This is a genomic window from Enterobacter sp. AN-K1 (genome assembly GCF_020971765.1).
Classification (GTDB): domain Bacteria; phylum Pseudomonadota; class Gammaproteobacteria; order Enterobacterales; family Enterobacteriaceae; genus Enterobacter; species Enterobacter hormaechei_C.
In genome coordinates this window covers 1,654,942-1,667,344 of record NZ_CP087390.1, presented here as the reverse complement: position 1 = coordinate 1,667,344, position 12,403 = coordinate 1,654,942, and the positions used below count along the sequence as shown (strand labels likewise).

The following is a 12,403-nucleotide window of genomic DNA, read 5'->3' as shown; positions in this document are numbered from 1 at the left end:
GCTAGTTATTATGGTAGATGTCCTTATAGAGCCTGCTTTCGAAACGCACCAGTGGAATACGGCGATTGCGCTGGTCAGCCGGTTCGACGGCATAGCCGGAAAGATACTGCACAAATGCCATGCGTTGTCCGCTGGCGGTAGTGATAAAACCGGCAAGGTTGTAAACGCCTTGCAGGGAACCCGTTTTGGCTGACACTTTGCCATCCACGCCCGCAGCGTGAAGGCCCGCGCGGTACTGAAGAGAGCCGTCGTGTCCGGCAAGCGGCAGCATCGTAATAAAGTTTAGCTCAGCGTCATGCTGAGCAATGTACTGCAACACCTGCATCATGGTGGCCGGCGAGATCAGGTTATGACGCGATAAACCGGAACCATCAACGGCGATCGTATTGCCCAGATCGATACCCGCCTGCTGGCGCAGGATCTGACGTACGGCATCAGAACCGGCCCGCCAGGTGCCCGGCACACCAAATCGCGCGTGCCCAATCATGCGGAACACCGTGTCGGCAATCATGTTATCCGACTTTTTCAGCATAATCTTAAGCAAATCATGCAGTGGCGCGGACTGTTTGCTGGCGATCACCGTGCCTGGCTCATTCACCTGCGTCTGGCGCAGCAGCGTTCCGGTGTAGGTTATGCCCGCCTGCTTCAGTTCATCTTTAAAAATGGCACCGGCATAGCCCGCGCCATCCTGAATGGCGAAGGCCAGCGGGAGGGGATCGGACCGCTGGGTCAGGCAGCCGGTGAGCGTATAGCGATTGAGATCGCCCGGTACCACGTCCAGCTCGCAATACTGCGCCTCCGGGGAGCCTTTCGCCAGCGTCCGCACCTGGCTGAACATCGTGACCGGGTAGTATGAGGCCACGCGGATAAAAGCTAAGTCATTTGGTTTTGGCGCGCTGTAAAGCGATACGGAGAAGCAGTTACGGTCAACGATGGCGGCGGCTGGCGGGGCGCTAAAGCACTGCGTCATGTCGTTCCACGGCCAGCCAGGCGCTTTATCGTGGCTGGCGAAAATGGAGGTGTCGATCAGCACGTTGCCATCAATTTTTGTTACGCCGGATTTTTTCAGTACCGCCACCATATTGCGGACATCCTGGCGCTTAAAGGTGGGATCGCCACCAAAACGGGCGATAAGATCGCCTTTCAGTTCGCCACCCTCAACGTTACCTCTGGTTTCAAGGGTGGTAGTAAAACGGAAGTCAGGCCCGAGCTGGAGCAGGGCGGCGAGGGCAGTGATCACCTTCTGGGTACTGGCAGGCAGCGCCATCTGTTGACTGTGATAGTCAATCTCGGGAGCCTGCGCGCCAACCTTCTGCACCATCAGGGCAAGGTTCGCGCCGGCGGGCAGTTGATTAATGTACTCATCAACATTCGCGGCCTGAACGGTGAACGTTATACTGGTAGTCAATCCGATGATAAAACTGGAAAATCGCATAATCTCGCGCTAACAACCCGAAAACAAACCGTCATACTACGGTGCATGGCACTGTAAAGTAAACGATGACCCATAGTGAACTTCGCGGTAAAATGCGTATCAAATTGAAAAATTGCTGCTGACCTGGGGCGTTGCTCCCGGGTCGGTTTTCTTTTTGCTTCTGGCCTGTTCAGGTGGGCTGGAGCAGGGAACACTGCTCCCAACAGGAATGTTTAAGAGGTATAACAAATGCAAGCTATTCCGATGACCTTACGTGGTGCCGAAAAACTGCGCGAAGAGCTGGATTTTCTCAAATCCGTGCGTCGCCCTGAAATCATCGCCGCTATCGCGGAAGCGCGTGAGCATGGCGACCTGAAAGAGAATGCTGAATACCACGCGGCGCGTGAGCAGCAGGGTTTCTGTGAGGGGCGCATTAAAGATATCGAGGCGAAACTGTCTAACGCGCAGGTTATCGATATCACCAAAATGCCAAATAATGGCCGTGTGATCTTCGGCTCTACCGTCAGCGTCCTGAATCTGGACAACGACGAAGAGCAGACCTATCGCATCGTGGGTGATGATGAAGCGGACTTCAAACAGAACCTGATTTCGGTGAACTCGCCGATTGCTCGTGGCCTGATTGGCAAAGAGCAGGACGATGTGGTCACCATCCGCACCCCTGGTGGTGAAGTGGAATACGAAATTATTAAGGTTGAATACCTGTAATTCGCTTCTCTACTAAGATGTTGATACATTGTAAAGAAAAGAAAAAGGCCGCATAGCGGCCTTTTATCAACTCAAGGAGCATGGCATTTTGCTCGCCTGCTGAAAGAAATCCCTCGTTTCACACAGAAAATGTGTTCGATTCAGGATATCCTTAACGTGGCAGCGAGATTTTGCGCTCTTTAGATGGGCGATAGAGCACCAGCGTTTTACCGATGACCTGTACATTACAGGCGCCGGTTTCGCGCACGATGGCTTCCACGATCAGGTTTTTAGTGTCTCTGTCTTCAGAGGCGATTTTCACCTTGATCAGCTCGTGGTGTTCCAGCGCTTGTTCAATCTCGGCAAGCACCCCTTCGGTCAAACCATTGTTGCCAAGCATCACTACAGGCTTGAGCGGATGTGCCAGACCTTTAAGGTGCTGTTTTTGTTTAGTACTCAGATTCATCGTATATTTTTGCTTACGTTGGGATTGAAAACGGTTCATTCTACCGCCATCTCCCTAATATCGCCAAATAGCTGCGTAGAAATTTACGTCACAGGCAAGCAACGATGAACCAGGACGGAAATGTTAAATGACAGGTAAAAAGCGTTCTGCCAGCTCCAGCCGCTGGCTTCAGGAACACTTTAGCGATAAATATGTTCAACAGGCGCAGAAAAAGGGGTTGCGTTCCCGCGCCTGGTTTAAACTTGATGAAATACAGCAAAGTGACAAACTTTTTAAACCGGGAATGACGGTGGTCGACCTCGGTGCGGCACCTGGCGGATGGTCCCAGTATGCGGTTACGCAGATCGGCGGAACGGGCCGAATCATCGCATGCGATCTTTTACCAATGGATCCCATCGTCGGTGTCGACTTCCTTCAGGGCGACTTTCGTGATGAATTAGTGCTTAAAGCACTACTTGATCGTGTAGGTGACAGTAAGGTCCAGGTTGTCATGTCGGATATGGCGCCAAATATGTGTGGAACACCGGCGGTGGATATCCCCCGCGCCATGTATCTGGTGGAACTAGCGTTAGAAATGTGTCGTGATGTACTAGCGCCTGGTGGTAGTTTTGTTGTGAAGGTGTTTCAGGGCGAAGGTTTCGAGGAGTATCTTAAGGAAATTCGCTCCCTGTTTGCGAAGGTGAAAGTTCGTAAGCCGGACTCTTCCCGGGCCCGTTCCCGTGAAGTGTATATTGTAGCGACCGGGCGAAAATGATAACCGGTAGATTTCAGGCGAAAGTTTGAATGAAACTGGATATAGAGTATCCTGACGCTGTTTTTAACACAGTTGTAATATGAGGTTAATCCCTTGAGTGACATGGCGAAAAACCTAATACTCTGGCTGGTCATTGCCGTTGTGCTGATGTCAGTATTCCAGAGCTTTGGGCCCAGCGAGTCGAATGGCCGCAAGGTGGATTATTCTACCTTCCTGCAAGAGGTCAATCAGGACCAGGTTCGCGAAGCGCGTATCAACGGACGTGAGATCAACGTTACCAAGAAAGATAGTAACCGTTACACGACTTACATCCCGGTGAACGATCCTAAGCTGCTTGATAACCTTCTGACCAAAAACGTCAAAGTGGTAGGCGAGCCGCCGGAAGAACCAAGCCTGCTGGCTTCTATCTTCATTTCCTGGTTCCCGATGCTGCTTCTTATCGGCGTCTGGATCTTCTTTATGCGCCAGATGCAGGGCGGTGGTGGCAAAGGTGCCATGTCGTTCGGTAAGAGCAAGGCGCGTATGCTGACGGAAGACCAGATCAAGACCACGTTTGCTGACGTAGCAGGTTGTGACGAAGCAAAAGAAGAGGTGGGTGAACTGGTTGAATACCTGCGCGAGCCGAGCCGTTTCCAGAAACTGGGCGGTAAGATCCCGAAAGGCGTCCTGATGGTCGGCCCTCCGGGTACCGGTAAAACCCTGCTGGCAAAAGCCATCGCGGGTGAAGCGAAGGTGCCGTTCTTTACTATTTCAGGTTCTGACTTCGTTGAAATGTTCGTGGGTGTCGGTGCATCTCGTGTGCGTGACATGTTCGAGCAGGCTAAGAAGGCAGCACCGTGCATCATCTTCATCGATGAAATCGACGCCGTAGGCCGCCAGCGTGGCGCAGGCCTGGGTGGTGGTCACGATGAACGTGAGCAGACCCTGAACCAGATGCTGGTTGAGATGGACGGCTTCGAAGGTAACGAAGGTATTATCGTTATCGCGGCAACTAACCGTCCGGACGTACTCGACCCTGCGCTGCTGCGTCCAGGCCGTTTTGACCGTCAGGTTGTGGTCGGTCTGCCGGATGTTCGCGGTCGTGAACAGATTCTGAAAGTGCATATGCGACGCGTACCGCTGGCGCCAGATATCGACGCGGCAATCATCGCGCGTGGTACTCCAGGCTTCTCCGGTGCGGATCTGGCTAACCTGGTCAACGAAGCAGCACTGTTTGCCGCTCGCGGTAACAAGCGCGTGGTGTCCATGGTGGAATTCGAGAAAGCGAAAGACAAAATCATGATGGGTGCGGAACGTCGCTCCATGGTGATGACGGAAGCGCAGAAAGAGTCCACGGCATATCACGAAGCGGGCCACGCGATTATCGGTCGTCTGGTGCCGGAACACGATCCCGTACACAAGGTGACGATTATTCCGCGCGGTCGTGCGCTGGGTGTGACCTTCTTCCTGCCTGAAGGCGACGCGATCAGCGCCAGCCGTCAGAAGCTGGAAAGCCAGATTTCAACCCTGTACGGCGGTCGTCTGGCTGAAGAGATTATCTACGGTGCGGAACATGTTTCCACCGGTGCGTCGAACGATATTAAAGTGGCGACAAACCTGGCGCGTAACATGGTGACTCAGTGGGGCTTCTCCGACAAACTCGGTCCGCTGCTGTATGCAGAGGAAGAGGGCGAAGTATTCCTGGGCCGCTCCGTGGCAAAAGCGAAACATATGTCCGATGAAACGGCACGTATCATCGACCAGGAAGTGAAAGCGCTGATTGAACGTAACTACGCTCGCGCCCGTCAGATCCTGAACGACAATATGGACATCCTGCATTCGATGAAAGATGCGCTCATGAAATATGAGACCATCGATGCACCGCAGATTGACGACCTGATGGCGCGCCGCGAAGTGCGTCCGCCGGCAGGCTGGGAAGACCCAGGCGCGTCTAACAATTCTGACAACAATGGCACCCCGCGTGCGCCGCGTCCGGTCGATGAACCGCGTACGCCAAACCCGGGCAACACCATGTCAGAGCAGTTGGGCGACAAGTAAGTCACTGCTGTTGAAGCGTTTGTCTGTATCTCAAACCCTGGAGCTTGCTCCGGGGTTTTTCTTATCTGTTTAACCACATTAATTCCAGAGACTTCACCATGAAACTATTCGCCCAGGACTCGCATCTCGACCTTTCACATCCTCATGTGATGGGGATCCTGAATGTCACGCCTGATTCCTTCTCTGACGGCGGCACGCATAATTCGCTTATCGACGCGGTTAAACACGCGAATTTAATGATCAACGCGGGTGCCACCATCATTGACGTTGGAGGGGAGTCAACGCGGCCTGGTGCGGCGGAGGTTTCGGTGGAGGAAGAGCTGGCGCGCGTGGTGCCGGTGGTGGAGGCTATCGCCCGGCGCTTTGAAGTGTGGATCTCCGTTGATACCTCCAAACCCGAAGTGATCCGTGAAGTGGCGAGAGTTGGCGCTCACATTATCAATGATATCCGCTCGCTGACCGAGCCGGGCGCGATTGAAGCCGCCGCAGAAACCGGGCTACCGGTGTGTCTGATGCATATGCAGGGCCAGCCTAAGACAATGCAGGAGGCGCCAAAATATGACGATGTGTTTGCCGACGTCACCCGCTTCTTTATTGAGCATATCGAACGCTGTGAACGTGCGGGTATCGCAAAAGAGAAATTGCTGCTCGACCCGGGCTTCGGTTTCGGTAAAAATCTCTCACACAATTACGCGTTGCTTGCGCGCTTATCAGAGTTTCATCAGTTCGGCCTGCCACTGCTGGTGGGAATGTCGAGAAAATCGATGATTGGTCAGTTGTTGAATGTCGGGCCGAGCGAACGTCTGAGCGGCAGTCTGGCCTGCGCGGTGATTGCCGCGATGCAAGGTGCACACATCATTCGAGTCCATGACGTAAAAGAAACAGTAGAAGCCATGCGTGTGGTGGAAGCCACACTGGCAGCGAAGGAAAACAAACGCTATGAGTAATCGTAAATATTTTGGTACCGATGGCATCCGTGGGCGCGTAGGCGATGCGCCAATTACCCCTGACTTTGTCCTGAAGCTGGGCTGGGCAGCGGGGAAAGTGCTGGCGCGTCATGGCTCCCGTAAGATCATTATTGGGAAAGATACCCGTATTTCGGGTTATATGCTGGAATCCGCGCTGGAAGCCGGGCTGGCGGCGGCGGGGCTTTCAGCTTCCTTTACGGGGCCAATGCCGACCCCTGCTGTTGCCTATCTGACCCGCACCTTCCGTGCGGAAGCGGGCATCGTCATTTCCGCTTCCCATAACCCGTTCTATGACAACGGTATCAAATTCTTCTCCATCGACGGCACCAAACTGCCGGATGACGTAGAAGAGGCGATTGAAGCGGAAATGGAAAAAGAGATCACCTGTGTTGACTCCGCTGAGCTGGGTAAAGCAAACCGTATTGTCGATGCCGCAGGCCGCTACATTGAATTCTGCAAAGGCACTTTCCCGAATGAGCTGAGCCTGGCACACCTCAAAATTGTGGTGGACTGTGCCAACGGTGCGACTTACCACATTGCGCCGAATGTGTTCCGCGAGCTGGGTGCGAAAGTGATCACTATCGGCTGCGAGCCGGACGGTCTGAACATCAACGAAGAAGTCGGCGCGACAGACGTGCGTGCCTTGCAGGCGCGTGTCCTGGCTGAAAAGGCCGATCTGGGTATTGCCCTGGATGGCGATGGTGACCGTGTGATCATGGTTGACCACGAAGGTAACAAGGTCGATGGCGATCAGATCCTCTACATCATTGCGCGTGAAGGCCTGCGTCAGGGGCAACTGCGCGGTGGCGCGGTGGGCACGCTGATGAGCAACATGGGGCTCGAACTGGCGCTGAAACAGCTCGGTATTCCGTTTGTCCGTGCGAAAGTGGGTGACCGCTACGTGCTGGAAAAACTCCAGGAGAAAGGCTGGCGTATCGGTGCGGAAAACTCCGGCCACGTGATCCTGCTTGATAAAACCACCACCGGTGACGGCATTGTGGCGGCGCTTCAGGTTGTTGCCGCGATGGCGCGTAACCATATGAGCCTGCACGATCTGTGCAGCGGCATGAAAATGTTCCCGCAGATTCTTGTCAATGTGCGTTTCACCGCGGGTAAAGGCGACCCGCTGGAAAATGATAACGTGAAAGCGGTGATGGCAGAGGTGGAAGCGACTCTTGGCAGCCGTGGGCGCGTCCTGCTGCGTAAGTCGGGTACCGAGCCGCTGATCCGCGTGATGGTGGAAGGCGAAGACGAAGCGCAGGTAACTGAATTTGCGCACCGCATTGCGGATGCAGTCAAAGCTGCATAATCTTTCAGAATAAGTGTTTAAAAAGGCGGCGTTTGCCGCCTTTGTTTTAAGCAATGAATGGCTTTTTGCTGTTTTTTTCCGCAGTTGATACAATGCCTCGAAAATGCCCTTGCGAAGGTGATTCGCTTTGGTTAGTATTCACACCCGCTTCAGTGGGAAACAAAATCCTGCTAATTGGTCGAAGCATTGGTATGCGGCAAATCCGCAAGGAACAGGTTGATTATGTACGAAGCTCTTTTAGTTATTTTCCTTATTGTAGCCATCGCTCTCGTAGCGCTGATTATGCTACAGCAAGGTAAAGGCGCTGATATGGGAGCCTCCTTCGGAGCAGGCGCTTCCGGTACGCTGTTCGGTTCAAGTGGTTCTGCGAACTTCATGACCCGCACCACGGCGATTCTGGCTACGCTGTTCTTCATCATCAGTCTGGTGCTGGGCAATATCAACAGCAACAAGACCAGTAAAGGAAGCGAGTGGGAAAATCTGAGCGCGCCAGCAAAAACTGAGCAAACTCAGCCAGCTGCACCGGCTAAGCCAACCAGCGATATCCCGCAGTAAGTATTCCGTACCGAGGTGGTGGAATTGGTAGACACGCTACCTTGAGGTGGTAGTGCCCTAACGGGCTTGTGGGTTCGAGTCCCATCCTCGGTACCAATATTCCAGAAGAAAGACGTCGCAAGACGTCTTTTTTTTCGTCTGTACATTCTGTGTATCCGATCTTTTGTAGGGCGGGTAAGCGCAGCGCCACCCGCCGTTTTGCCCGGTGGCGCTGCGCTTACCGGGCCTACGAAGACCACAAAAAAGGCGCCCAATGGGCGCTTTTTGCATGACTTGCTGTCGATTATTTCTTATCGCTGTGTTCCAGGTTCTCAACCTGAGGGAGGCCATTACCGGAACTGGCGGAGAGCAGGCCATTCTCAACATAGTTGAACAGCTTCTCACGGGTATCGGTGATGTCCAGGTTACGCATGGTCAGCTGGCCAATACGATCGTCCGGAGAGAACACTGACTCACCTTTCTCCATGGTCAGACGCTCTGCTTTATAGGTCAGGTTGTCAGACACGGTATTGAGGATGGAGTAATCATTGCCGCGACGCAGTTCCAGCGTCACTTCGCCGGTGATTGCGCTTGCCACCCAACGTTGCAGGGCGTCACGCAGCATCAGCGCCTGTGGATCAAACCAGCGACCCTGATACAGCAGTTTGCCCAGCTGACGGCCATGAGAGTGATACTGCTCGATGGTGTCTTCGTTGTGAATACCGGTCAGCAGACGCTCGTAAGCGATGTGCAGCAGCGCCATCCCCGGCGCTTCGTAAATGCCACGGCTTTTCGCTTCGATGATACGGTTTTCGATCTGATCGCTCATACCCAGACCGTGACGACCGCCGATGCGGTTTGCTTCCAGCATCAGTTCAACATCGTCGGAGAAGGTTTTACCGTTCAGGGCAACCGGATGACCACGTTCGAAACGCACGGTCACTTCTTCCGCCGGGATCTTCACGTTCTCATCCCAGAACTTCACGCCCATGATCGGGTTAACAATTTTTACGCTGGAGTTCAGGAATTCCAGGTCTTTCGCTTCGTGCGTCGCACCCAGCATGTTGGAGTCGGTGGAGTAGGCTTTCTCAACGGACATCTTGTAGTCAAAGCCGCAGGCAATCATAAACTCAGACATTTCATGACGGCCACCCAGCTCGTCGATGAAGTCGGTATCCAGCCACGGTTTGTAGATCTGCAACTCGGCGTTGGTCAGCAGGCCATAACGATAGAAACGTTCAATATCGTTGCCTTTATAGGTGCTACCGTCCCCCCAGATGTTCACGCCATCTTCTTTCATGGCGGCGACCAGCATAGTGCCGGTGACGGCACGACCCAGCGGGGTGGTATTGAAATAGGTCAGGCCGCCGGTCGTATTATGGAAAGCACCGCACTGGATTGCGGCAATCCCTTCGGCAACCAGCTGCTTACGGCAGTCGATCAGACGTGCGTTCTCTGCGCCATATTCCATGGCACGACGAGGGATCGCGTCATAATCTTCCTCGTCCGGCTGACCCAGGTTCGCAGTATATGCATAAGGAACCGCTCCCTTCTGGCGCATCCACAGCAGTGCAGCGCTGGTATCCAGGCCGCCAGAAAAAGCGATGCCAATACGTTGTCCTACCGGGAGATGCTTGAGAATCGTCGTCATATAATAAAACCCTGCTTGATTGACTGATTAGAGACCGCTTTCGCTCTCGATGCATGTTTATGCAAAATAAGTGAGTATTCATTTAATCATCTTTTATCGACGACCGAAAGAGACGTGTGCGTTTTTTGTAAAAATTTCCCTTTTATTGCCCTGGCTGAAGTTGGGTTGACAGGTGGGGTCAACTATCAATATACTGAACGCCGATTTTACGTCCCGTCTTCGGTACCAAATCCCAGCATTATTTGCAAATTCTGTCCAAAACGCGTAGAATTTGCCACGTTTCAGGCGCGGGGTGGAGCAGCCTGGTAGCTCGTCGGGCTCATAACCCGAAGGTCGTCGGTTCAAATCCGGCCCCCGCAACCACTTTCCCATAAAGTTCTTTTTCAAATATACTGTGAAGACTTAGAGCCTTCGTAGCTGGATTTGAAAAAATGCTTTCGGAGAGTGCTCCAGGCCACAGTTGTGGCTATAGGGTTCAGTTATCTAAAGCCCCGATTTATCGGGGTTTTTTGTTATCTGACTACAGAATAACTGGGCTTTACGCCCTTTTTTTATGTCTTGGGGGTGGGCTTGTCCACATTAGAGCAAAAATTAACAGAGATGATTACTGCGCCGGTCGAAGCACTGGGCTACGAACTGGTCGGCATCGAATTCGTTCGCGGCCGTACATCCACACTGCGCATCTATATTGATAGTGAAGATGGCATCAATGTTGATGATTGTGCTGATGTCAGCCACCAGGTGAGTGCGGTTCTTGATGTTGAAGATCCGATTACCGTTGCGTACAACCTGGAAGTTTCCTCACCTGGCCTCGATCGTCCGATGTTCACGGCCGAGCACTACGTGCGCTTTACCGGTGAAGAAGTGGCTCTCGTTCTGCGTATGGCCGTACAGAACCGCCGTAAATGGCAGGGAATTATCAAAGCCGTTGATGGTGAAATGATCACGGTGACAGTCGAAGGCAAAGATGAAGTGTTCGCGCTGAGTAATATCCAGAAGGCGAACCTGGTTCCCCACTTTTAACAGTCTGGATTGAGGTGAAAAGCCCGCGATGAACAAAGAAATTTTGGCTGTTGTTGAAGCCGTCTCCAACGAGAAATCACTGCCGCGTGAGAAGATTTTCGAAGCGCTGGAAAGTGCACTGGCTACAGCAACCAAGAAAAAATACGAACAAGAGATCGATGTTCGCGTAGAAATCGATCGTAAAAGCGGTGACTTCGATACATTCCGTCGTTGGGTAATCGTTGAAGAAGTGACCCAACCGACCAAAGAGATCACGCTGGAAGCGGCACGTTTTGAAGACGAAAGTCTGAACGTGGGTGACTACGTTGAAGATCAGATTGAATCTGTTACCTTCGACCGTATCACCACCCAGACCGCGAAGCAGGTTATTGTGCAGAAAGTGCGCGAAGCCGAGCGCGCGCTGGTTGTCGATCAGTTCCGCGATCAGGAAGGCGAAATCATCACTGGTGTGGTGAAGAAAGTGAACCGCGACAACATCTCTCTGGAGATCAAATCCGAAGGGCTGCCGGGTAACGCTGAAGCCGTGATCCTGCGCGAAGACATGCTGCCGCGTGAAAACTTCCGCCCAGGCGACCGTATTCGTGGTGTGCTGTATGCCGTACGTCCTGAAGCGCGTGGTGCACAGCTGTTCGTGACGCGTTCTAAACCAGAAATGCTGGTTGAACTGTTCCGTATCGAAGTGCCGGAAATCGGCGAAGAAGTTATCGAAATCAAAGCGGCGGCCCGCGATCCGGGTTCCCGTGCGAAAATTGCGGTGAAAACCAACGACAAGCGTATCGACCCGGTCGGTGCTTGCGTCGGTATGCGTGGCGCACGTGTTCAGGCGGTTTCTACCGAACTGGGCGGCGAGCGCATTGATATCGTTCTGTGGGACGATAACCCGGCGCAGTTCGTGATCAACGCAATGGCACCGGCTGATGTGGCGTCTATCGTTGTTGACGAAGACAAACACACCATGGATATCGCTGTAGAAGCGGGCAACCTGGCGCAGGCGATTGGCCGTAACGGTCAGAACGTACGTCTGGCGTCACAGCTGAGCGGCTGGGAACTCAACGTGATGACCGTTGATGACCTTCAGGCCAAGCATCAGGCTGAAGCCCACGCGGCGATCGATACCTTCACCAAATACCTGGACATTGACGAAGACTTCGCCACTGTGCTGGTTGAAGAAGGTTTCTCTACGCTGGAAGAACTGGCCTACGTGCCAATGAAAGAGCTGCTGGAAATTGACGGTCTGGATGAACCAACCGTTGAAGCCCTGCGTGAACGCGCTAAAAACGCACTGACCACCCTGGCGCTGGCTCAGGAAGAAAGCCTTGGCGATAAGAAGCCGGCTGATGACCTGCTGAATCTGGAAGGTCTTGATCGTGCGATTGCGTTCAAGCTGGCTGCCCGTGGTGTTTGTACGCTGGAAGATCTCGCTGAGCAAGGCGTTGATGACCTGGCCGATATCGAAGGTTTAACCGACGAGAAAGCCGGCGAACTCATCATGGCCGCACGTAATATTTGCTGGTTCGGCGACGAAGCGTAATAAACTGTAGC

Annotated in this window: 11 protein-coding genes and 2 tRNA genes; 10 read left to right on the top strand and 3 right to left on the bottom strand. The window is 53.3% G+C overall.

What is annotated here, in order from left to right; translation table 11 throughout:
* Nucleotide 1: 1 nt before the first annotated feature.
* Nucleotides 2–1,435, bottom strand: coding sequence for a serine-type D-Ala-D-Ala carboxypeptidase (gene dacB / locus LOC22_RS08000; protein WP_230239481.1), 1,434 nt, complete (start codon nt 1,433–1,435; stop codon nt 2–4).
* 228 nt (nt 1,436–1,663) lie between these two features.
* Here dacB and greA point away from each other — a divergent pair, with 228 nt between their 5' ends.
* Complete coding sequence (gene greA / locus LOC22_RS07995) at nt 1,664–2,140, top strand: transcription elongation factor GreA (protein ID WP_006812122.1); 477 nt, start codon at nt 1,664–1,666, stop codon at nt 2,138–2,140.
* A 151-nt stretch (nt 2,141–2,291) separates the two neighbouring features.
* Here the strand turns inward: greA and yhbY are convergent, their stop codons facing one another.
* Nucleotides 2,292–2,585: a ribosome assembly RNA-binding protein YhbY gene (gene yhbY, locus LOC22_RS07990; RefSeq protein WP_003861814.1), complete on the bottom strand. Its 294-nt coding sequence runs from the start codon at nt 2,583–2,585 to the stop codon at nt 2,292–2,294.
* Nucleotides 2,586–2,712: 127 nt separating this feature from the next.
* Between yhbY and rlmE the strand changes: the two genes are divergently transcribed.
* From rlmE to LOC22_RS07960, 6 genes are all read left to right on the top strand, one after another.
* Nucleotides 2,713–3,339, top strand: coding sequence for a 23S rRNA (uridine(2552)-2'-O)-methyltransferase RlmE (gene rlmE / locus LOC22_RS07985; RefSeq protein WP_003861812.1), 627 nt, complete (start codon nt 2,713–2,715; stop codon nt 3,337–3,339).
* A 102-nt stretch (nt 3,340–3,441) separates the two neighbouring features.
* Nucleotides 3,442–5,376 (top strand): ATP-dependent zinc metalloprotease FtsH, encoded by a 1,935-nt coding sequence (gene ftsH, locus LOC22_RS07980; protein ID WP_003861810.1) that lies wholly within the window; start codon nt 3,442–3,444, stop codon nt 5,374–5,376.
* 98 nt (nt 5,377–5,474) lie between these two features.
* Entirely contained in the window at nt 5,475–6,323 is an 849-nt protein-coding gene (gene folP / locus LOC22_RS07975) for a dihydropteroate synthase (RefSeq protein ID WP_032655232.1), read from the top strand.
* Nucleotides 6,316–7,653, top strand: coding sequence for a phosphoglucosamine mutase (glmM, locus tag LOC22_RS07970; protein ID WP_003861804.1), 1,338 nt, complete (start codon nt 6,316–6,318; stop codon nt 7,651–7,653). The genes folP and glmM overlap by 8 nt, the downstream gene beginning before the upstream one ends.
* Nucleotides 7,654–7,875: 222 nt before the next feature.
* Nucleotides 7,876–8,208: a preprotein translocase subunit SecG gene (secG, locus tag LOC22_RS07965; protein WP_003861803.1), complete on the top strand. Its 333-nt coding sequence runs from the start codon at nt 7,876–7,878 to the stop codon at nt 8,206–8,208.
* Between the two features lie 9 nt (nt 8,209–8,217).
* Nucleotides 8,218–8,304: transfer RNA gene (locus tag LOC22_RS07960), tRNA-Leu, on the top strand.
* Between the two features lie 187 nt (nt 8,305–8,491).
* On the opposite strand, the gene argG is transcribed toward LOC22_RS07960, so the two are convergent.
* Nucleotides 8,492–9,838, bottom strand: a complete 1,347-nt coding sequence (gene argG, locus LOC22_RS07955) for an argininosuccinate synthase (RefSeq protein ID WP_015571974.1) — start codon at nt 9,836–9,838, stop codon at nt 8,492–8,494.
* A gap of 286 nt (nt 9,839–10,124) precedes the next feature.
* On the opposite strand from argG, the gene LOC22_RS07950 reads away from it, so the two are divergent.
* The 3 genes from LOC22_RS07950 (at nt 10,125) to nusA (ending at nt 12,392) form a co-directional block, all read left to right on the top strand.
* Nucleotides 10,125–10,201: transfer RNA gene (locus LOC22_RS07950), tRNA-Met, on the top strand.
* A 207-nt stretch (nt 10,202–10,408) separates the two neighbouring features.
* On the top strand, nt 10,409–10,861 hold the full coding sequence (gene rimP, locus LOC22_RS07945) for a ribosome maturation factor RimP (protein ID WP_014833432.1): 453 nt from the start codon (nt 10,409–10,411) through the stop codon (nt 10,859–10,861).
* Nucleotides 10,862–10,889: 28 nt separating this feature from the next.
* Complete coding sequence (gene nusA / locus LOC22_RS07940; protein ID WP_003861798.1) at nt 10,890–12,392, top strand: transcription termination factor NusA; 1,503 nt, start codon at nt 10,890–10,892, stop codon at nt 12,390–12,392.
* Nucleotides 12,393–12,403 lie beyond the last annotated feature (11 nt).

What these genes read in the sequence shown, in the direction of transcription:
- glmM (WP_003861804.1), top strand. Translation starts at nt 6,316, where the DNA reads ATGAGTAATCGTAAATATTTTGGTACCGATGGCATCCGTGGGCGCGTA.
- dacB (WP_230239481.1), bottom strand. Translation starts at nt 1,435, where the DNA reads ATGCGATTTTCCAGTTTTATCATCGGATTGACTACCAGTATAACGTTC.
- argG (WP_015571974.1), bottom strand. Translation starts at nt 9,838, where the DNA reads ATGACGACGATTCTCAAGCATCTCCCGGTAGGACAACGTATTGGCATC.
- nusA (WP_003861798.1), top strand. Translation starts at nt 10,890, where the DNA reads ATGAACAAAGAAATTTTGGCTGTTGTTGAAGCCGTCTCCAACGAGAAA.
- greA (WP_006812122.1), top strand. Translation starts at nt 1,664, where the DNA reads ATGCAAGCTATTCCGATGACCTTACGTGGTGCCGAAAAACTGCGCGAA.
- secG (WP_003861803.1), top strand. Translation starts at nt 7,876, where the DNA reads ATGTACGAAGCTCTTTTAGTTATTTTCCTTATTGTAGCCATCGCTCTC.
- ftsH (WP_003861810.1), top strand. Translation starts at nt 3,442, where the DNA reads ATGGCGAAAAACCTAATACTCTGGCTGGTCATTGCCGTTGTGCTGATG.
- yhbY (WP_003861814.1), bottom strand. Translation starts at nt 2,585, where the DNA reads ATGAATCTGAGTACTAAACAAAAACAGCACCTTAAAGGTCTGGCACAT.
- rlmE (WP_003861812.1), top strand. Translation starts at nt 2,713, where the DNA reads ATGACAGGTAAAAAGCGTTCTGCCAGCTCCAGCCGCTGGCTTCAGGAA.
- folP (WP_032655232.1), top strand. Translation starts at nt 5,475, where the DNA reads ATGAAACTATTCGCCCAGGACTCGCATCTCGACCTTTCACATCCTCAT.